Origin of the sequence: Mycobacterium sp. pUA109 (assembly GCF_041287095.1) — a bacterium.
In the GTDB taxonomy this organism is placed as follows: Bacteria; Actinomycetota; Actinomycetes; order Mycobacteriales; family Mycobacteriaceae; genus Mycobacterium.
Map to the genome: position 1 here is coordinate 1 of NZ_JBGGKS010000018.1, position 19,591 is coordinate 19,591.

General features: G+C 65.2%; 17 protein-coding genes and 1 pseudogene. 13 read left to right on the forward strand and 5 right to left on the reverse strand.

Features of this window, described 5'->3' with window-relative positions:
* Positions 1–239: 239 nt before the first annotated feature.
* From ACAG26_RS19730 to ACAG26_RS19750, 5 genes and pseudogenes are all read left to right on the forward strand, one after another.
* The gene (locus ACAG26_RS19730) at positions 240–1,136 is read left to right on the forward strand and encodes a helix-turn-helix domain-containing protein (RefSeq protein WP_370484766.1); all 897 of its coding nucleotides are present in this window, start codon (positions 240–242) and stop codon (positions 1,134–1,136) included.
* Positions 1,137–1,252: 116 nt separating this feature from the next.
* On the forward strand, positions 1,253–3,181 hold the full coding sequence (locus ACAG26_RS19735; RefSeq protein WP_370484767.1) for a maleylacetate reductase and hydroxyquinol 1,2-dioxygenase domain-containing protein: 1,929 nt from the start codon (positions 1,253–1,255) through the stop codon (positions 3,179–3,181).
* 24 nt (positions 3,182–3,205) lie between these two features.
* A complete protein-coding gene (locus tag ACAG26_RS19740; protein ID WP_370484768.1) occupies positions 3,206–4,969 on the forward strand; it encodes an FAD-dependent oxidoreductase in 1,764 nt (587 codons plus the stop codon).
* A 5-nt stretch (positions 4,970–4,974) separates the two neighbouring features.
* Positions 4,975–5,106: pseudogene (locus tag ACAG26_RS19745) on the forward strand (CoA-transferase); the annotation flags it as partial.
* 132 nt (positions 5,107–5,238) lie between these two features.
* Positions 5,239–6,900 carry a CocE/NonD family hydrolase gene (locus tag ACAG26_RS19750; RefSeq protein ID WP_370484769.1) on the forward strand — a complete coding sequence of 554 codons (1,662 nt, stop codon included), beginning with the start codon at positions 5,239–5,241 and terminating at the stop codon, positions 6,898–6,900.
* 288 nt (positions 6,901–7,188) lie between these two features.
* Here the strand turns inward: ACAG26_RS19750 and dmpG are convergent, their stop codons facing one another.
* From dmpG to ACAG26_RS19770, 4 genes are read right to left on the reverse strand one after another with little or no spacing between them, the layout of a single operon-like run.
* Entirely contained in the window at positions 7,189–8,205 is a 1,017-nt protein-coding gene (dmpG, locus tag ACAG26_RS19755; RefSeq protein WP_370484770.1) for a 4-hydroxy-2-oxovalerate aldolase, read from the reverse strand.
* The gene (locus ACAG26_RS19760) at positions 8,202–9,134 is read right to left on the reverse strand and encodes an acetaldehyde dehydrogenase (acetylating) (protein WP_370484771.1); all 933 of its coding nucleotides are present in this window, start codon (positions 9,132–9,134) and stop codon (positions 8,202–8,204) included. Before ACAG26_RS19760 ends, dmpG begins: the two co-directional genes overlap by 4 nt.
* Positions 9,135–9,165: 31 nt before the next feature.
* Positions 9,166–9,954, reverse strand: coding sequence for a 2-keto-4-pentenoate hydratase (locus tag ACAG26_RS19765; RefSeq protein WP_370484772.1), 789 nt, complete (start codon positions 9,952–9,954; stop codon positions 9,166–9,168).
* Entirely contained in the window at positions 9,951–10,583 is a 633-nt protein-coding gene (locus ACAG26_RS19770) for a TetR/AcrR family transcriptional regulator (protein WP_370484773.1), read from the reverse strand. Before ACAG26_RS19770 ends, ACAG26_RS19765 begins: the two co-directional genes overlap by 4 nt.
* A gap of 96 nt (positions 10,584–10,679) precedes the next feature.
* On the opposite strand from ACAG26_RS19770, the gene ACAG26_RS19775 reads away from it, so the two are divergent.
* The 5 genes from ACAG26_RS19775 to ACAG26_RS19795 are packed head-to-tail and all read left to right on the forward strand — an operon-like array spanning position 10,680 to position 15,603.
* Positions 10,680–12,209, forward strand: a complete 1,530-nt coding sequence (locus tag ACAG26_RS19775) for a bifunctional 3-(3-hydroxy-phenyl)propionate/3-hydroxycinnamic acid hydroxylase (RefSeq protein ID WP_370484774.1) — start codon at positions 10,680–10,682, stop codon at positions 12,207–12,209.
* On the forward strand, positions 12,206–13,078 hold the full coding sequence (locus ACAG26_RS19780; protein ID WP_370484775.1) for an alpha/beta fold hydrolase: 873 nt from the start codon (positions 12,206–12,208) through the stop codon (positions 13,076–13,078). Before ACAG26_RS19775 ends, ACAG26_RS19780 begins: the two co-directional genes overlap by 4 nt.
* Positions 13,071–14,072, forward strand: coding sequence for a VOC family protein (locus ACAG26_RS19785; protein WP_370484776.1), 1,002 nt, complete (start codon positions 13,071–13,073; stop codon positions 14,070–14,072). Before ACAG26_RS19780 ends, ACAG26_RS19785 begins: the two co-directional genes overlap by 8 nt.
* A gap of 14 nt (positions 14,073–14,086) precedes the next feature.
* On the forward strand, positions 14,087–15,118 hold the full coding sequence (locus ACAG26_RS19790) for an amidohydrolase family protein (protein WP_370484777.1): 1,032 nt from the start codon (positions 14,087–14,089) through the stop codon (positions 15,116–15,118).
* A 20-nt stretch (positions 15,119–15,138) separates the two neighbouring features.
* The gene (locus ACAG26_RS19795) at positions 15,139–15,603 is read left to right on the forward strand and encodes a VOC family protein (RefSeq protein ID WP_370484857.1); all 465 of its coding nucleotides are present in this window, start codon (positions 15,139–15,141) and stop codon (positions 15,601–15,603) included.
* Positions 15,604–15,713: 110 nt separating this feature from the next.
* Here ACAG26_RS19795 and ACAG26_RS19800 read toward each other — a convergent pair whose 3' ends face one another.
* Positions 15,714–15,845, reverse strand: a complete 132-nt coding sequence (locus ACAG26_RS19800; RefSeq protein ID WP_370484778.1) for a hypothetical protein — start codon at positions 15,843–15,845, stop codon at positions 15,714–15,716.
* A 224-nt stretch (positions 15,846–16,069) separates the two neighbouring features.
* On the opposite strand from ACAG26_RS19800, the gene ACAG26_RS19805 reads away from it, so the two are divergent.
* The 3 genes from ACAG26_RS19805 to ACAG26_RS19815 are packed head-to-tail and all read left to right on the forward strand — an operon-like array spanning position 16,070 to position 19,591.
* Entirely contained in the window at positions 16,070–18,289 is a 2,220-nt protein-coding gene (locus ACAG26_RS19805; protein WP_370484779.1) for an MMPL family transporter, read from the forward strand.
* A complete protein-coding gene (locus ACAG26_RS19810) occupies positions 18,282–18,962 on the forward strand; it encodes a TetR/AcrR family transcriptional regulator (RefSeq protein ID WP_370484780.1) in 681 nt (226 codons plus the stop codon). Before ACAG26_RS19805 ends, ACAG26_RS19810 begins: the two co-directional genes overlap by 8 nt.
* Complete coding sequence (locus tag ACAG26_RS19815) at positions 18,959–19,591, forward strand: class I SAM-dependent methyltransferase (protein ID WP_370484781.1); 633 nt, start codon at positions 18,959–18,961, stop codon at positions 19,589–19,591. The genes ACAG26_RS19810 and ACAG26_RS19815 overlap by 4 nt, the downstream gene beginning before the upstream one ends.

Consider the following 19,591-nt stretch of genomic DNA (forward strand, 5'->3'; position numbering starts at 1 on the left):
GCCTTGCCATGCTGACATCCTTCCAGCCCACCCCACGGGGCAAGCCAACTCAGATGTCACCTGTTCATGCAGCAGACCCCGCTGATCACGCCGTCGGTTGCGGCGCTACTAGGATCCTGGTTCGGATGGCCGCTACGAATCCGACTTCGCCGCCACGCAGCGCGGTACCAAAGCTGACGCCGGCGCGACCGTAGGCCTCGATGCGACTTCGCTACCGAGTGCAGAGGAAGATTGAGCTGATGAGCGGCCAAAGCACTGCCGATGCTGAGGTTGGCCTAGCCGACACCATCGGCATGCTGCGCCAACCGTGGGTGCAGCCGTTGCGGACCAGTGCGGGACACGGGTGGCGCGGACTCTATCTGTCGACGCAGCGTGAGCTGCCATACCAGGCGAGCTTTGAGCCCGCACGGACACACCTGGTGGTATTGCACCTTGGTGGTCCGGTCGTGGTCGAGTACAGCAGCGGTGGCTGGATCGAACGCAAGCCCGTGCCAGCCGGTGGATTCTTCCTATATCCAGCGGGGCGTGATCTCAACGTCGGTTTGGACGGCGACCTGAACACCATTCATGCGAATTTGGCGACAGAACAGGTCGACCAAGCGGCGGGTGGCCGCAGGGTCGAGCTGTTGCCAAGGCTGGGTCCGCACGATCCGATGGTCGAGCAGCTGCTGCTCGCGATGGACGCCGTGCTCAAAGTTGATCGGCCCACCGCGCGCACTTACGTGGACCACCTCACCGCGATGCTCGCCGCTCATCTAGCGCACCGGTACAACCTCACCGGAACTATGGCGCTGTCCGCACCGGTGGCCGCTGCGCTAGACCAACGTCAGCTTGACCACGTCATCGATGTGATGAAATTACGTCTGGCCGAACCGATCCCGCTTGCCGACCTGGCGGCAGTGGCTGGCTTGAGCACCAGTCAGCTGACTCGCAGGTTCAAAACTGCGACCGGCCTAACACCGCACCGCTACCTGGTGCGACTGCGCCTCGCACAGGCGGTGCGCGAGTTACGCACCAGCGACCGCGCGATCGCCGACATCGCCACGTCGTGCGGGTTCTCGCACCAGGAACACCTCACCCGAACCATGCGGATGCAGACCGGCACCACCCCCGCTGAGGTACGGCGCACTAACTGACCTGCTGCATGCGTGTTTTGTACAAGAAAGCCGCGTCAAACATGCAGGACAGGTGGCGATCCTCGACAAATACTGGGACCGCTACGTGATCTCGGTAACAGTTGGAGTCAGTGCCGATGAGAAGTTTCACCTATAACGCTCGGCCGGCACGAGTTGTGTTCGGCAGCGGCGCCGCGGCGGCCGTCGGGGAGGAGGTGCGGCGTTTGCAGCGCAGCCGGGTGCTCCTGCTCGGCGGCCCGCACGTCGCCGACGCTGTTGCGGCCATCCAACACGCGCTGGGTTCGTTGGTGGTGGCCCGCTTCGATGACGCCGCGATGCACACTCCGATCGAGGTGACGGTCCGCGCGCTGGAGACCGCCAAGGATAACGCGGTCGATTGTGTGGTGTCCGTCGGCGGTGGATCGACCACCGGTCTGTCGAAGGCCCTCGCCGTGCGTGCGGGATATGACCAGGTGATCGTGCCGACCACCTACGCAGGGTCGGAGGTGACCCCGGTGCTCGGTGAGACCGAAAACGGAAGCAAGACAACGCGTTCATCTGCGGACATCCTGCCTGAGGTCGTAGTCTACGACGTCGACCTCACCCTGGGGATGCCCACTGATCTCACCTTGACGAGCGCGGTCAATGCGCTGGCGCACGCGGTCGAGGCGCTGTACTCGCCCGAGGCGAACCCCGTAGTCGACGGTGTGGCGCTGCAGGCGGTCACGCAGATCACGCGGGCGTTGCCGGCGGTGATGGACCAGCCGGGTGACCGTGACGCCCGCGCCGAGTTACTGCAGTCGGCGTGGCTGGCTGGCATTTGCTTCGCTTCGGTCGCGATGGGGCTACACCACAAGCTGTGTCACACCCTCGGCGGTAGCTTCGCCCTGCCGCATGCGCCAACCCATACCGTGGTCTTGCCGCACGCGATGGCCTACAACGCGCCCGCTTCTCACGATGCTATGACCCGGATCGCCGAGGCCATGCGGGTGCCCGACGCCCCGGCGGGTGTTTTCGACCTGGTATCCACCTTCGGTGGCCCAACATCATTGGCGGATCTGGGATTTGATCGCGCAGACATCGGACGTGCTGCGCAGCTGGCCGTTGCCAGGCCGTATCCGAACCCGCGCGAGGTGACCGGCGACGGCATCGCCACGCTGTTGGAAGGCGCTCACGCCGGCCGGCGTCCTGGCGGGGGCACCGGGTTCCCGCGCATCCGCCTGGACCAGCTGACCCGGACCGTGCTTGCTAGTTTCGATGCCACATTCGATTCGCGGCTGCACGCTTTGATGACCGGCCTGGTCAGCCACGCCCATGAGTTCGTCACCACCCACGACGTCACCCAAGAAGAGTGGGCGTTTGGCATCGACTTCCTCACCCGCACCGGCCAGATCAGCAGCGATACCCGGCAGGAAACCGTCTTGCTTTCGGACACCTTGGGAATCTCGAGCGCAGTGGACATGCTTGCCAACTCGCGCGTGGTGGCACAGACCCCGTCCGCCATCCTGGGGCCGTTCTATGTCGAGGACCCGTCGGCCGAAGAATCGGGCGCCGACATCGCCCACGGGACGCCCGGCGCGCCGATGTGGGTGCAGGTCGCGGTGACTCACCCCGATGGCACACCGATCCGGGGCGCGGTCATCGACGTATGGCAGTCCAACGCCGACGGCTTTTACGACGTGCAGTTAGCCGATCTGGACCGGCCGGTGCTGCGGGCACGCTTCCGCACCGACACCGACGGGCGAGTCTGCTTCTGGTCGATCCTGCCCCACGAGTACCCGATCCCAGACGACGGCCCGGTGGGACAGATGCTCGCCGCGGTCGGGCGGCATCCCTACCGGGCGCCGCATGTGCATTTCATGATCTGCGCGCCCGGGTACCGCCGGCTGATCACCCAGCTGTTCCCGGCAAGCGGAAAGTACCTCGACTCCGACGCCGTGTTTGCTGTGAATGAAGCATTGATCATCGATATCCCCGCCCAGGACGGCCCGACACCCGACGGCCGTGCCGTCGACGGGCGCTGGCACCTGCTCGACTACGTCTTCCACCTAGCCCCGTCCGATTGACACTCACACAGCGCGGAGCACGAAGTGAACACTTACTTGGACTATGACACCGACGTTCTCGTGGTCGGTTGCGGACCGGCCGGCGGCGCGGCCGCGCTCGCGCTGGCGACGTATGGGATCAAAACCATGCTGATCAACAAGTACAACTGGGTGGCCAACACCCCGCGAGCGCACATCACCAATCAGCGCACGCTCGAAGTGCTGCGCGACCTGGGTGTCGAGCACGAGGCGCTGGCACTGGGCACGCCACAAGAAATTATGGGCGACACCGTGTTGTGCACCTCGCTGGCCGGCGAGGAGATCGGGCGAATCCGCACCTGGGGCGCCAGTGATGAGCACCTGACCGAATACACCAGCGCCAGCCCGTGCCCGATGATCGACCTGCCCCAGACCTACCTGGAGCCGATCCTGCTCAGCAACGCCGCCAGACGCGGCGCCAACTGCCGCTTCGACACCGAGTTCCTTTCACTCGACCAAGACGCCGACGGCGTCACCGCGAGACTGCATGACCGGCTGCGTGGCGACGACTACACCGTCCGAGCAAAGTATCTGCTCGGCGCCGACGGGGCTCGCAGCCGCGTCGCCGAGCAGATCGGGCTGCCGATCGCCGGGCGCACCGGGGTCGGTGGCAGTATGAACATCTTCTTCGTCGCCGAGCTGGGCCGCTACGTCGCACACCGCCCCAGCGTCCTGTACTGGACGATGCGACCCGGCGCCCGTCTGGGTGGGATTGGCATGGGCCTCATCCGCATGGTGCGGCCGTGGAACCAATGGCTGCTCACCTGGGGCTACGACATCAACCAGCCGCCACCGCGACTCGACGACGCCGAAGCCGAGCGGATCGTCAAGAACCTGATCGGCGACGACACAATCCCCATCCACATCGACTCCAAGTCGCTGTGGACCGTGAACCACAGCTACGCGACCGATTATTCGGTGGGGCGGGTGTTCTGCGCCGGAGACGCCGTGCACCGGCACCCACCGTCGAACGGGCTGGGCTCCAACACTTCGATCCAGGACTCGTTCAATCTGGCGTGGAAGCTTGCTGCGGTCATCAAGGGCCAGGCATCCCCGACACTGTTGGACTCCTACACCGCCGAACGCGCGCCGGTGGGCCGCCAGATCGTGGAGCGTGCCAACCTCAGCCGCGCCCAATTCACGCCAATTTTCGAGTCCCTCGGCATCGACGGTGGCAGCGACGCGGAGGGAATCGAGGCCGGACTGGCCGCCTGCCGGGCCGAGGACGCCGAGGGCGCTAAACGACGCGAACAGCTCGACGAGGCGATCCGGCTGAAGGACTACGAATTCAATGCGCACGGCGTCGAACTCAACCAGCGCTACCAATCCAACGCGATACTGACTGAGGAGGGCCCGGACGAGCAGTGGCCGCGAGACCGGGAACTGTTCCACCAACCGTCCACCCGTCCTGGCGCAAAAATGCCCCACGTCTGGCTGATCAACGACGAAGGACGACGTATCTCGACTCTCGACTTGGTCGGGCACGGCATGTTCACCGTTGTAAGCGGGCTCTCCGGTGGGGTGTGGGAGCAGGCTGCCCAGACCGTGCAATCCGAACTCGGTGTGCCGCTGCGGGCGGTGCGCATCGGCGCCAAAGGCGCACGCGACGCCTATGGGCGCTGGGCCAGGCTCCGGGAGATCGAGGAAGACGACGCACTGCTGGTGCGCCCCGATGGCTACATTACCTGGCGATCGGACTGCGTCTCGCCCGATGTGGCAGGCGCGGCCGAGCATCTGTCGTCGGCATTGTCTACCGTCTTGGGCCGGTGAAACGGATGGTGCAGATCTTCTCGGACGCCGATCACGTGGTCGCCGGTATTGCTGACAGCTCGACCGTGCTGGTCGGCGGTTTCGGCATTGCCGGAATGCCGGTGACGCTCATCGACGCGCTGATCCGCCAGGGCGCCTAGGGATCACCCGCTCCCTGGCGAGGGGACGATCCAACTTGGGAGGCGTATCCGAGAAGCGCGTTTTGCCCCGTCACCAGATGTTAAATCTATCGAATATTGCACAGGAGGTGCTCATGAAAAGGAAGCGATATGACGAATAATCGGCCTTCGGTTGTTAACCATGAAAGGAATTCCAAGCTTGAAATCTATCCGCTTCCGGAGGGTATTGTTTTCGAGCGTGATGTATCGGTGAAGATGCCAGATGGCTGCGTCTTGTCCGTTAATGTCTTTCGCCCCGATCGTTCCGGAGAATATCCAGTCATCCTTTCCGTTACTCCGTACGGTAAAGATGTCGGCCCACGAGGCTGGCTGGTCGCGGCGAGCGCCAAGACCACTTTCGAGATGTTGCCCGAGCATGGTTCGGAGTCGGGATTCGTTCGAGTCTCGGAGGTCACGTCTTTTGAGGCGCCCGATCCCGCCTTCTGGGTACCTGCAGGATACGTTGTCATCGTTGCCGACGTTCGGGGTTACTTCAAGTCGCGCGGCTTCCCCAGAATCTTCCACCCGAAAGATGCCCGAGACTGCTATGAGCTGATCGAATGGGCGGCTCGACAGCCGTGGAGCGCTGGAAATGTTGGGCTTAGCGGGGTTTCCTATCTTGCCATATCCCAGTGGTACACTGCAGCGCAACGGCCGCCCCACCTCAGGGCGATCATTCCTTGGCAGGGTGTATCTGATCTTTGCCGCGATGTCCTCTTTCACGGCGGAATCCCGGAGACGAAGTTCACCCGCGACTGGATGAAAGTCATGCGGGTGGGCGCACGATATCCTAATCCGATGCTTTATCCACAAACGCTGTGGATCGGGCAGAGGAAATTTTTCCGTCTGGTTCAACGGCTCTTCCCTGCGCCCGATCTGGAAAACATTGACGTTCCGGCGCTGATTTGCGCTACATGGTCCGACCAGGGCCTGCACACCAGGGGTAGTTTTGAGGGATATTCACACGTTAAGTCAGTAAACAAGTGGCTCTATACGCACGGCCGGAAGAAATGGGAGGTGTTCTACAGTGAGGAGGGTGTCCGAGCCCAGAAGAAATTCTTCGACTTCTTTCTCAAGAACATCGCGAACGGTATGCTGGAAGTACCTCGGGTGCGAATCGAGGTGCGCGAGACCCGAGACAAATGGGAAGCTCGATACGAGGACAAATGGCCTCTGCGTAGAACGCGATATGTGGATCTGCACCTGGCACCTCACGGCGTGTTGACGTTCGATAAATCGACTGCGGCGGCTTCTGTCAGCTATGACTCGAGGGCCCATGGAGGTGTTCACTTCGATTGCCGATGGGAGAATGATGTCGAACTTACCGGCAACATGAAGCTAAAACTGTGGGTGTCGGCAGAATCGGGTCGCGACATAGACCTGTTTGTAGGGGTTCAGAAACTTGACGTTGATGGAGCCCAGGTATTTTTCGAGGGCGGAGTCGCTGGGTTTGAAAAGGATATGGTTGCATCGGGTTGGCTGCGCATTTCGCAAAGAGAACTAGACCCGGACCGTTCGAAGCCCTGGATGCCCTATCTCAGGCATCGCACGAAGCGGACGATCAAGCCGGGAGATATTGTGCCAGTAGAGATCGAGGTCCTCCCTTCAAGTACCCTTTTCAGAAAAGGCGAAACGCTACGTCTGGTGGTGCAGGGAAAGGACATAACGGGCAATCCCTCTATCGGGCACAAGATGGTGGTAAACCGGGGATTGCACCATATTTACCTCGGGGGCCACTATGACTCGCATCTGTTGGTACCTCTGATCGAATAAAATTCCGATTTCTGCGGGTACTGTTTGGAAGCTGACCAGTAGCGACAGCTCTGCGCGACCAAGAACGACTTGATGGCGAACAGAGTATCCACGAGTCGCTTGCCACCTGCCCGCCGCCGGGAGAACCACGTGCTGCTTGTGGTCTGGACGACGAACGAACCAGATCGGGCGGTGATTGCGAGATTACGGTGACGTACCGCTGCGACGGTGTACGGCAGACAATGGCGTGCGCCAATAGCTTTCACCTGTGCGACGCGCGTCGTCGGTACCACTTAACGATGGTGACGCTTATCGCACCGGCTCCTGATCCGCCGTGAGATCAAGCGCGATGTCGACGAGCATGTCTTCCTGCCCGCCGACCATCCCCCGGCGCCCGGCTTCTTCAAGGACGGTGCGCGCGTCGACGGAGAACCGCTCGGCAGCGGCTTCGGCATGCCGCAGGAAGCTGGAGTACACCCCGGCACAGCCGAGCGTCAACGTTTCCCGGTCGACGCGCACCGGGCGGTCCTGCAGGGGGCGGACGATGTCGTCGGCGGCGTCTTGTAGTGCATGCAGATCGCAGCCATGATCGAAGCCCAGCTTGTCGGCGACGGCGACGAACACCTCCAGCGGCGCGTTGCCGGCGCCAGCACCCATGCCGGTTAGCGAGGCGTCGACGCGGTGGGCACCGTGCTCGACGGCGGTGATCGAATTGGCCACGCCCAACGCCAAGTTGTGGTGGGCGTGGATACCGATCTCGGTGGTGGGAAGGAGCGCCTGGCGCAGCGCGTCGACTCGCTCGGCGATGTCGCGCATGGTCATCGCACCGCCGGAGTCGACGACGTAAACGCAGGTAGCGCCGTAGCCCTCCATCAGTTTCGCCTGGGCGGCCAGTACATCAGGCGACGCCATGTGGCTCATCATCAAGAACCCGACCGTGTCCATGCCGAGTTCGCGGGCGGCGGCGATGTGCTGGGCCGAGATATCGGCCTCGCTGCAGTGCGTAGCCACCCGCACCACGGTGGCGCCGGCTTCGTACGCTTCCTTGAGGTTGTGCACACTGCCGACTCCTGGCAACAGAAGGGTGGCAACCTTGGCACGCCGCACGACTTGCGCGACGGCTTGGATCCATTCCAGGTCGGTGTGGGCACCGAAGCCGTAGATGCAGCTGGATCCGGCCAGCCCGTCACCGTGGGCGACCTCAATGGAGTCCACCCCGGCAGCGTCCAGTGCAGCGGCGATCGTCATCACGTGGTCAAGGCTGTACTGGTGCCGCACGGCGTGCATGCCGTCGCGCAGGGTGACGTCGCTGATGTAGAGGTTCATCGTATGGCTCCGAATGTTTCGGCGGCGGAGGCGGCAATGCGTTCAGCGGTGGCTTTGGCTGCCGAGGTCATAATGTCGAGGTTGCCGGCGTAGGCCGGCAGATAGTTTGCAGCGCCTGCGACTTCGAGCAGAACGGACACCCTCGTGCCGGTGAACTTGCCGGTCTCCGGGATGTACAGCGGATGCTGGGAACCGAACGTTTCGAACTGGACCCGTTGCTTGAGCCGATATCCAGGGACGTAGCCGCGCACCTGATCCGCCATCGCTTCCACGTCCGCCTCGATCTGTTGCTGATTTGCGTCGCCATCGACCAGGCAGTACACGGTGTTGCGCATCAGCACGGGTGGATCGGCGGGATTGAGGATTATCACGGCCTTGCCGCGCTCGGCTCCGCCGACGGAATGTAACGCGGATGCGGTGGTTTCGGTGAACTCGTCGATATTGGCGCGGGTCCCTGGACCGGCCGACTTCGATGAAATCGATGAGATGATCTCGGCGTACGACACGATCCCGGACTGTGCGACGGCGGCGACGATGGGTACGGTGGCCTGCCCGCCGCAGGTCACCATGTTCAGGTTCGGGGCGTCGAGGTGATCGTCAAGGTTGACCACCGGTATGCAATATGGTCCAACCGCCGCGGGAGTGAGGTCTAGCATCCGCACACCGGTGGCGGCCAACCTGGCCCAGTTAGCGCGGTGCGCGCCCGCGGAGGTCGCATCGAAAACAAGCTTGATATCAGCGAAATTCGGCATGGCCAGGAGGCCGTCGACACCCGCTGCGGTGGTCCGCACGCCCATGCGGGCGGCGCGGGCCAGGCCGTCGGAGTTGGGATCGATGCCGATCATGGCGGCGACCGTCAACGGTCCGTCGCTGCGCAAGATCTTGATCATCAAGTCGGTGCCGATATTTCCCGATCCGATGATGGCCACCGGCCAACTGGGTTGTGCTGACATGGAGTTCCTATCCGAAGCGCAGCGATACGGCGCCGAGGCCGGTGATGGTAGCGGTGGCGTGGTCGCCGGGATAAACGAATGCCGCCGAAGTGAACGACCCTGACATGACGAACTGTCCGGGCAGGATCGCGGTGCCGAATGGCGCCAGTGCATTTGCCAGCCACGCGACGGCTGCGGCGGGGTCGCCGAGGACCGCCGATCCCATACCGGAGTCGGCCTCGGTTTCGTTGAGCAACAGGGAGGCTTGTGCGTGGGGCAGGTCGATGCGGTTGTCGTAGGGGATCCAGTCGCCGAGCACGACTGCACCCGAGCTGGCGTTGTCTGCGACGGTGTCAGGCAACGTGAGCTTCCAATCGGCGATCCGGCTGTCGACGACCTCCAAAGCGACGGCGACAGCTTCGGTTGCGGTGTGTACGTCCTCGACGGTGACACCGGGACCCTGCAGTGGTGCGCGCAGCAGGAAGGCGGCTTCGGGTTCGACGCGCGGCGCGCAGAAGCGGGCGGCCGGGGCAGTTGAGCCATCGGTCAGCACCATGTCGTCAAGGATGTAGCCAAAGTCGGGTTCATCGACGCCGAGCAGGGTTTGCATCGGCGCCGAGGTAAGCCCGATCTTGTGTCCGACCACAGTGCAGCCGTTGTGGCGTCGACGACGCAGATTGACCTGCTGGATAGCGTAGGCGTCGGCAACGTTCAGGCCGGGATAGCGCTCGGTGAGCGGAGTGATCGGTGCCTGCTTGTCCTGCGCCACATACAGGAGATCCGCGGCCTGCTGTATCACGTCGGGTTTTTGTGTCATTGTCCGGTGTTCTCCGATATCAGCCGGGCCGCGGCGTCGTACAGCGCGTGGGCATGCAACTCGAACAACTCGATTAGGTCCACCGCGTCGCCGCCGATCTCCTTGGCGATGAACAGACCGTCGGCACCGGCGATCGCATAGGTGACCAACTGGTGAATCTGAGCATCGGTCAGCCCCGGGGTGAGTTCGCGCAGCGTTTTGGTGAGCTGGTAGTAAGTCTGCGCTCGGGCTTGGATGAACATCGCCCGCGCCCGCACCTCAACCGGTCGGCGTTCCAGCGCGAGCATGAGCCCAAGGCGAATGAAGTCGGGTGAGTCCAACAGAGCCTTGGCGATCTGCATCGCCAAACCCTGCACGCGTTCCTGCGCTCCGCCTTCTTCGGGGACCTGCCACGCGGTCAGCCAACTCGCGAAACTGCGCTCGATCACCGCCGCGATCAGGTCGTCCTTGTCCTTGAAATGCCAATAGATGGAGCTGGCCGGTAGCCCGCACTTGGCGCTGACCAGCGCGATGCTGGTGCCTTCGTAGCCGCGTTCGGCGGCGATTTCGGTGGCGGCGTCCAGGATGCGTTCGCGCGACAGTTCCCCGTCGACGCGTTTGCGCCGTTTGGGCTGGCCGTTGGCTGCCATCTCCGCTCTCCTTGATGCCCAAGTCTTGACTCTGTAGTTATCGCTACATTACCGTAGTGATCGCTACAGATCAACTCCGAAGATGAGAGTGAACTCGTGACCACACCTACCTATGACGTGGCGGTGATCGGCTACGGTCCGACCGGTGCCACTGCCGCGAACCTGTTGGGCCAGTTCGGCCTCAAAGTGCTTGTGGTCGAACGTGACCTCGACGTGTATGGCCGTGCCCGGGCGATCTCCACCGACGAGGAGGTCATGCGGGTGTGGCAGTCGGTAGGGCTGGCCGAGCGGCTGCAGCAGGACATGCTGCCCGATCGGCCGCTAAATTTCGTCGACGCCAACGGTATCCCGTTCATCGATCTGAAGATCACCCCGCGTGGTTGCGGGCACCCGCCGCAGCAGTTCTTGTATCAGCCGGCGGTCGATCACGTGCTACGCGAGGGCGTGCAGCGATTCACGGGTGTCGACGTCCTGCTGGAACATGAATGCCTACGGGTGCTGCCCAAAGACAACGACGTCGAGCTCATGTGTGCCGACCTGAGCACCGATACCTTCAAACGCTTCCGAGCGTCGTATGTGATCGCCGCCGACGGCGGGTCGTCGCCAACGCGGAGCCAGCTGGGAGTCGGTTATTCGGGCCGCACCTACGCCGAACGTTGGGTCGTGATCGACACCAAAGTGCTCAAGGAGTGGGACGCCCACGACCGGCTGCGGTTCCACGCCAACCCAGCCCGCCCCCTGGTCGATTGCCCGACCCCGTTGGGGCATCATCGGTGGGAGTTCCCCGTCCGCGCCTGTGAGGATGAGCAGAAACTGCTGCGCGACGAGGAGATTTGGAAGGTCCTGAACGATCAGGGCATCACTCCCGAACATGTCAAGATCCTGCGGGCGGTGATCTACAGCCACCACGTCCGCGTCGCCGAGCGGTGGCGGGTGGGTCGCGTCTTTCTGGCCGGCGATGCCGCGCACGCGATGCCGCCCTGGATCGGGCAAGGCATGTCGGCTGGGGTACGCGACGCGGCCAACCTGTGCTGGAAGCTGGCCGCGGTGATCCGTGGCCAGGCACCGGACTCGGTGCTGGACTCCTATCAGGTCGAACGCAAACCGCATGTCACCGAAACCACCCGGCGCGCCTGCCTGACCGGCCGGCTCATCACCGAGCGCAACCGGGTCATCGCCGCCGCGCGCAACCACCTCATCCGTGCCCTGTTGCGCGTGCCAGGCGCGGTGGCGTTCGCGCAGAACCGAATGTGGGTTCCCGACGCCCGATACAGCGAGGGCTTCCTCGCCGTCGGAGGTCACCGCGCCGTCGGGTGGCAGATCCCGCAACCGTGGGTGACCGACGCCGACGGCGCCCGGGTCCGCCTCGACGATCTCCTCACCGGGCAGTGGACCATCCTGCACACCGGCGCGCCGCCGACCGGCGCACAGGCGTGGATGACCCGGGGCGTCCCGGCGATCCGGATCAACGATCCCAGCCTCACCCGATGGCTACACCGCAACAAGGCCAGCGCCGTGGTAGTTCGTCCCGACGGATTCATCTATGCCGCAGCCAAAGCCGGACACCCGCTGCCGCCACCACCGGCCGGCTACGCCCTAGCGACCAGAACCGAGGCCACCGCATGACCACCAATCTGACCGAACGCACCGTCACCGTCGCCGACAAGCCCATCTATTTCGCCGAAGCCGGCAGCGGGCCCGCAGTGGTCATGCTGCACGGCGGGGGACCCGGCGCCTCGGGGGTCTCCAACTACGCGCGCAATGTCGACGCGCTCGCCGCGCAGTTCCGGGTGATCGTGCCGGACATGCCCGGCTACGGCCGTTCCACCAAACACGTCAACCAAACCGACTCGTTCGGCTACCTGGCCGACATGGTTCGCGGCCTGCTCGACGAACTCGGTATCGACACCGCGCACCTGGTCGGCAACTCCTACGGCGGCGCGGCCGCGCTGCGGCTGGCGTTGGACACTCCGCACCGGGTCGACAAACTCGTGCTGATGGGTCCCGGCGGGATCGGGACCACCCGGGGTGCCCCCACCGCCGGGCTCAACAGCCTGCTGTCCTACTACGGCGGCGACGGCCCCAGCCGCGACAAACTGGCCGCCTTCATCCGCACCTATCTCGTCTACGACGGCGCCGCGGTTCCCGACGAGGTGATCGACCTGCGGTACGCGGCGTCGATCGACCCGGAGGTGGTGGCCAACCCGCCGCTGCGCCGGCCATCGGGGCCGATGGCGCTGCGCACCCTGTGGCGGATGGACCTCACCCGTGACAAGCGGCTCAAAACGCTGGCCACACCCACGCTGGTGCTGTGGGGCCGCGACGACAAGGTCAACCGCCCCGCCGGCGGGCCGATGCTGCTGAACACCATGCCCAACGCCGAACTGGTGATGACCTCGCACACCGGCCACTGGATGCAGTGGGAACGCGCCGCGTTGTTCAACCAGCTGGTCACCGAGTTCCTGAGCCCGGATTCGAGACTCGCCCATGGCTAGCGTCTTCGGCAACGTGCACCTCGGCTACCTGGTGATCGAGACCGAGAAGTTCACCGACTGGCGCCGGTTCGGCCGCGACGCCATCGGAATGCACGTCGACGACACCCTGCCCGATGTCATGCGGTTTCGGCTCGACGACAACGAATGCCGGTTTCTGTTGCGGTGCGGACCGGCCGAGGATGTCACCGCGCTGGGCTGGCAGCTCGACGACCACGCCACCTTCGACGAGGTCCTCACCCGGGTCACCCGCCACGGGGTACCGATCAGCGAAGGCACCGCCGAAGAAGCCGCGCTGCGCGGGGTGGAGCGCCTGGTGCGGTTCCCGGGCCCCAACGGGCTGGCCCAAGAGATCTTCACACGGGCCCGCACCAGCGCCCAGCCGCTGGACATGGCGGTGCGCGGCGGCTTCGTGATCGGCGACGCCGGGATCGGGCATGTCGCGGTCACCACCAAGAAACCGCACCAGATGCGCGGCTACTACAACACCGTGTTCGATGCGCGGCTGTCCGACTACATCGACGAGACGATCAGCGGCGTCAAACTCAAGATCCGGTTCCTGCGTGTCAACCAGCGCCACCACTCGGTGGCGATCGCCGCAGTGAATCGGTTGCCGCTCAACCCGATCCGCACCCATATTCAGCATCTCAACGTGCAGGTCGCTGACCTCGACGATATGACCGCGTCGTATCAGCGGGTCAAAGAACTCGGCTTTCGGGTGGCGCTGTCGGTCGGACAGCACACCAACGACCGTGAGCTGTCCTACTATGCGCTCACCCCGTCGGGTTTCGAATGGGAAGTGGGGTGGAATCCGATCGTGGTCGACGAAAACACCTGGGAACCCGCCACCTACCAAGGGATCAGCATCTGGGGCCACACCCCCGAAGGTCAAACCATCGCCGACAAGCTCGCCCAATTCAAGGCCGGCGCCTCCTCGCTGCTGCGCCGTGAAGACAGCGTCCCGGCCCTCTCCGGCGCCGGCATCCCGGACAACTAACAGGGAGGACGACCATGCCACGGATCGACACCCACCACCACCTGATCCCGCCGGATTACCGGAAGGCCCTGCAGAAAGCCGGCATCGACGAAGCCGGCGGCAGAGCACTGCCGGACTGGAGTCCAGAGGCGGCACTACAGACCATGGCCGAACTCGACATCGCCACCGCCATCGTGTCGGTGTCCACGCCGGGTACCACGTTCCTGCCCGATCCGGCGGACGCCGCCGCACTGGCCCGCGACCTCAACGACTACACCGCCGACCTGGTGGCCGCCCACCCCGATCGGTTCGGGTTCTTCGCCACCGTGCCCATGCCGCACATCGATGCCAGCGTCACCGAATCGGTCCGCGCCCTCGACGAGTTGATGGCCGACGGGGTGGTGCTGTTGGCGAACAACGCCGGAACCTACCTCGGCCAAGAGGGCCAGGATCCGCTGTTCGCCGCCCTCGACGAACGCTCGGCCGTGGTGTTCATCCATCCCGCCGACCTGCCCGGCCCCACGGTGCCCGGTGTCGCTCCGTTTGCCGCCGACTTCCTGCTGGACACCGCTCGTGCGGCCTACCTGCTGGTGCGCAACGGTATTCGCCGCCGCTATCCCAACATCCGGTTCATCCTCAGCCACGCCGGCGGCTTCGTGCCGTACGCATCGCATCGAATGGCGGTGGCCATCATGGGCGACACCGGCCGCAGCCCCGCGGACAGCCTCGACGACTTCGCCAGCTTCTACTTCGACACCGCGCTGTCCTCCAGCGCCGCCGCGTTGCCCACCCTGCTGGCATTCGCGAAACCGGGCCACATCACCTTCGGGTCCGACTGGCCGTTCGCGCCGATCGCCGCCGGGCAACTGTTCGCGGCGGGGCTCGACACCTACCGCGGGATCGACGACAGCACGCTGGATGCCATCAACCGAACCAACGCCCTGGCGTTGTTCCCCAGGCTCGGCGCGGTACCGGCGCCGAGTCCGGGGCCGATCACCCAGCGTCTCCGGCACGCGGTCAGCAGGCAGGCGGTGCGGGCACTGTCCCGGGTGATCAGCAGTAGCTGACGTCCGGTGGCCGGTACGGTCTGAGCATGCAGACCCTGTCCCCGGCCGACTGTTACCACATCGGCTTCATCGTTCCCGACATCGAGGCTGCCGCACGGCGATTCAGTGCGGCCAGCGGTTACCGGTGGACGAAGCCGGTGGAATACACCCTGGCGGTCACCACCGCGGGCGGTGACTATGAGGTGCCGTTCCGGTTCGTGTATTCACTGCAGGCGCCGCACCTGGAGCTGGTGCAGGAAGTGCCGGGCACCGTGTGGACCGCGCCGGCCGGCGCGGCCGCACATCACCTGGGCTATTGGGTCGATGACATCGCCGCCGCGGCGGCCCGACTAGAAACGGCCGGTTACCGGTTGGAGGCCCGCCCCAGCGGCGACACCTTGTCCACCTTCGCCTACTACACCGACCCGGCTGGTGTCCGCATCGAAATCGTCGACCGAGCGTTGTTCCCGGACTGGCCGGGGTTCTTGGCGGCCATGGCGGCGTGAGAGCCGCAGCGGATACCGGTCACAGAAAACGACGAATCAATAAACCACGGGCAAGATGAGCCCGGAGGGGCGCGACCACCGTGAGGTTTCGCGCCCGGCGGCGCCGAGCCTCAGCTGGCGTTGGCGAGGGGGTGCCAGTCCTCGAACTGCTCCGAGGTGTCGCCCTCTACCAGCACGTCGCCGTGGTAGAGAGCTTCGAAGTCAGCTTTGATGACGTCGGCACTCGAGTCGTCGATCCACATGTCACTGAGCGTATGGGTAACCATTAAGGAATCTTTGAGTCACGATTCGGAAAATGGTGGCAATACTACCGATGGGTAGGTTTTTGCCACGTCGCCGTTGTGGTGGCCCCGTCGAGGGCGAATCGGTGCGAGCCAGATCACGCCAGAGGGGGCCGGGGCACGTCTTGACCGTGTTGGTTAACAACGGTAAGTTACCGCAGATATCCAAACGGAAGGATCCCGCCGTGCTGCACCGCATCGCGCTTCTGGCCATTGCCGCACCGCGACGGGTCATCGCCGTCGCCGTCCTGGTCCTGATCGGCGCCGCGGCCTTCGGTGTCCCGGTCGCCAAGAGCCTGTCCGCGGGCGGCTTCCAGGACCCGTCCTCGGAATCGGCTCAGGCCACCCGGCTGCTCGCTGACAAGTTCGGCCAAAGCGATCAGCAGATGTTGATCGTGGTGACCGCACCCGACGGCGCCAACAGCGCCGCCGCCCGCGCGGTGGGCACCGAGATCGTCGACCACATCACCCGGTCGGGGCTGGCCTACAACGTCAGCCCGTGGCCGTCGCCGCTGGTCAGCAAGGACGGCAAATCCGGGGTGATCGTGGCCAACCTCAAGGGTGGGGAGAACAACGCCCAGAAGTACGCCAAAACCCTGGCCGATGAGGTGGTCCACGACCGGGACGGGGTCAGCGTTCGCGCCGGCGGCGTGGCGATGGTGTACGCCCAGATCAACGGGCAGACTCAGCATGATCTGCTGCTGATGGAGTCCCTGGCGATCCCGCTGAGCTTCCTGGTGCTGGTCTGGGTGTTCGGCGGCGTCTTGGCCGCTGCCGTGCCGGTCGCGATCGGCGGGCTGGCGATCGTCGGCTCGATGGCGGTGCTGCGGCTGATCACCTTCAGCACCGACGTGTCGATCTTCGCGCTGAACCTGACCACCGCGATGGGGTTGGCGTTGGCCATCGACTACACCCTGCTGATCATCAGCCGCTACCGCGACGAACTCGCCGACGGTGCCGAGCCCACTCAAGCGCTGCTGCGGACCATGGTCACCGCGGGGCGCACCGTGCTGTTCTCGGCGACCACCGTGGCGCTGTCGATGTCGGCGATGGTGCTGTTCCCGATGTACTTCCTCAAATCCTTCGCCTACGCCGGGATCGCGACCGTGGTGTTCGCGGCCGCCGCCGCGGTGGTGGTGACCCCGGCGGCGATCGTGCTGCTCGGCGACCGGCTCGACGCCCTGGATGTGCGCCGGCTGGTGCGTCGGGTGCTGCGTCGCCCGGACCCGGAACCCCAGCCGGTGCAGCACCAGTTCTGGTACCGGTCGACGAAATTGGTGATGCGTCGTGCGGTGCCGATCGGGCTGGCCGTGGTGGTGCTGCTCGCCCTGCTCGGGTTGCCGTTCCTGGGCGTCAAATGGGGCTTCCCCGATGAGCGGGTGCTGCCGCGCTCGGCGTCGGCGCATCAGGTGGGGGAGCAGCTGCGCACCGACTTCGCCGACGATTCGGCGACCGCGGTCCAAATTGTGGTGCCGAACGCCGACGGCCTGCTGCCGCTCGACTACGACCGGTACGCCGCCGAGCTCTCTCGGGTGCCCGACGTGTCGGCGGTGAGCGCGCCGACCGGCACCTTCGTCGCCGGCAACCGCGTCGGCCCCGCCGCCGCGGGCACCGGCGTGGCGCAGGGCAGCGCCTATTTGACGGTATCCAGTTCCGCGCCGCTGTTCTCGTCGGCCTCCGATACCCAGCTGGACCGGTTGCACGACGTGGCCGGCCCCGGTCACCGCGCCGTGCAGCTGGCCGGGCTGGCCCAAATCAACCGGGACAGCGTGGCCGCCATCACAGGCCGGCTGCCGTTGGTGCTCACGGTGATCGCGGTGATCAGCTTTATGTTGCTGTTCTTGTTGACCGGCAGCCTGGTGCTCCCGGCCAAGGCGCTGGTGCTCAATGTGCTGTCGCTGACCGCCGCGTTCGGGGCGCTGGTGTGGATCTTCCAAGACGGCCACCTGGGTGCGTTCGGAACCACCCCCACCGGCACGCTGGTGGCCAACATGCCGGTGTTGTTGTTCTGCATCGCGTTCGGGCTGTCGATGGACTACGAGGTGTTCCTGATCGCCCGGATCCGGGAGTACTGGCTGGACTCGGGTCAGACCAAAGCCGACAACGACGAGAGCGTGGCGCTGGGCGTGGCCCGCACCGGGCGGGTGATCACCGCCGCCGCGCTGGTGATGTCGATTTCGTTCGCCGCGCTGATCGCCGCCCAGGTGTCGTTCATGCGGATGTTCGGGGTCGGCCTGACCCTGGCCGTGCTGGCCGACGCCACCCTGGTGCGGATGATGCTGGTGCCGGCGTTCATGCACGTGATGGGCCGGTGGAACTGGTGGGCGCCGCGGCCGCTGGTGCGGCTGCACCAGCGGATCGGGATCAGTGAATCCGGCGAGGTGCACGAGCCCGTCCATGCCTAGCCCCCGCCGCCACCGGGCGCCCCGCGGATCCGGCGATCTGCTGCGCGACGAAATCCTCGACGCCGCCACCGAATTGCTGCTGGAGACCGGGCACGCCAAGGCGGTGTCGATCCGGGCGGTGGCCCAGCGCGTCGGCGTGACCTCGCCGTCGATCTACCTGCACTTCGACGACAAGGACGCGTTGCTGGACGCGGTGTGCGCCCGGTACTTCGAGAAGCTCGACGCCGAGATGCAACGCGCGGCGGCCGGGCAGCCCTCCGCGTTGGAAGTGCTGCGGGCGCAGGGGCTGGCCTACGTCCGGTTCGCGGTGGCGACTCCCGAGCTGTACCGCATCGCCACCATGGGGGAGGACCGGCCCGGCAGCGATGTGGACGCCGTGCTGGCCAGTTCGGCGTTTACCCACCTGCTCGGCGCGGTGCAGGCGCTGATGGATGAGGGCATCTATCCGCCGGGGGACCCGACCGCCGCGGCGTTGGAACTGTTTGCCGCCGCGCATGGGGTGGCGGCGCTGCTGATCGCCAAACCGCACCTGCCGTTCGGCGACGTCGAGGCGTTCACCGACCGGGTGCTTCGCGCGGTGTGCGCCGGGCATATCTTGGTCGGACTGATAGGTGAGGACGCCACACCTCAGCAATTCATGGATTGGCTGGCGACCCGTGGAGGTGACCCGTGAGCAGCGCGGTGGATAACCCGTTTTTCGCTCGGATCTGGAAGTTCATGTCGAGCCACGAAACCGACTGGCTGCACGACCGGCGGCGGGAGAACCTCGAGGGGCTCTCCGGGCGGGTGCTGGAGGTCGGCGCCGGCACCGGGACCAACTTCGCGTTCTACCCCGGCACGGTGACCGAGGTGGTGGCGATCGAGCCGGAGCCGCGGCTGCTTGAGGTCGCCCGCGAAGCCGCGACGTCGGCGCCGGTGCCGGTGACCGTCACGGCCGGGACCGTCGAGAGCCTGGCCGCGGGTGAGCCGTTCGACGCGGTGGTGTGCTCGCTGGTGCTGTGCTCGATCGACGAGCCGGAAACCGTATTGGGTCAACTGCTTTCCCGGTTGCGGCCGGGCGGCGAGCTGCGCTACTTCGAACACGTCGCCTCCGCCGGCGCGCGGGGTGGTTTGCAGAAGGTGGTCGATGCGACGTTTTGGCCGCGCCTGTTCGGCAACTGCCACACCCACCGCGACACCGAAGCGGCCATTACCGCGGCCGGGTTCGAACCGCAGACCTCGCGTCGCGGCTGGCAGTTCCCGGCGTGGGCGCCGGTGCCGGTGTCGGAGTTCGCGCTGGGCCGGGCGGTGCGACCGGCCTAG

Bases quoted from the DNA above. Each gene is read 5' to 3' on its own strand.
- ACAG26_RS19730 (WP_370484766.1), top strand. From the start codon at position 240: ATGAGCGGCCAAAGCACTGCCGATGCTGAGGTTGGCCTAGCCGACACC.
- ACAG26_RS19770 (WP_370484773.1), bottom strand. From the start codon at position 10,583: ATGGCAGCCAACGGCCAGCCCAAACGGCGCAAACGCGTCGACGGGGAA.
- ACAG26_RS19735 (WP_370484767.1), top strand. From the start codon at position 1,253: ATGAGAAGTTTCACCTATAACGCTCGGCCGGCACGAGTTGTGTTCGGC.
- dmpG (WP_370484770.1), bottom strand. From the start codon at position 8,205: ATGAACCTCTACATCAGCGACGTCACCCTGCGCGACGGCATGCACGCC.
- ACAG26_RS19765 (WP_370484772.1), bottom strand. From the start codon at position 9,954: ATGACACAAAAACCCGACGTGATACAGCAGGCCGCGGATCTCCTGTAT.
- ACAG26_RS19780 (WP_370484775.1), top strand. From the start codon at position 12,206: ATGACCACCAATCTGACCGAACGCACCGTCACCGTCGCCGACAAGCCC.
- ACAG26_RS19790 (WP_370484777.1), top strand. From the start codon at position 14,087: ATGCCACGGATCGACACCCACCACCACCTGATCCCGCCGGATTACCGG.
- ACAG26_RS19785 (WP_370484776.1), top strand. From the start codon at position 13,071: ATGGCTAGCGTCTTCGGCAACGTGCACCTCGGCTACCTGGTGATCGAG.
- ACAG26_RS19750 (WP_370484769.1), top strand. From the start codon at position 5,239: ATGACGAATAATCGGCCTTCGGTTGTTAACCATGAAAGGAATTCCAAG.
- ACAG26_RS19800 (WP_370484778.1), bottom strand. From the start codon at position 15,845: ATGTGGATCGACGACTCGAGTGCCGACGTCATCAAAGCTGACTTCGAA.
- ACAG26_RS19810 (WP_370484780.1), top strand. From the start codon at position 18,282: ATGCCTAGCCCCCGCCGCCACCGGGCGCCCCGCGGATCCGGCGATCTG.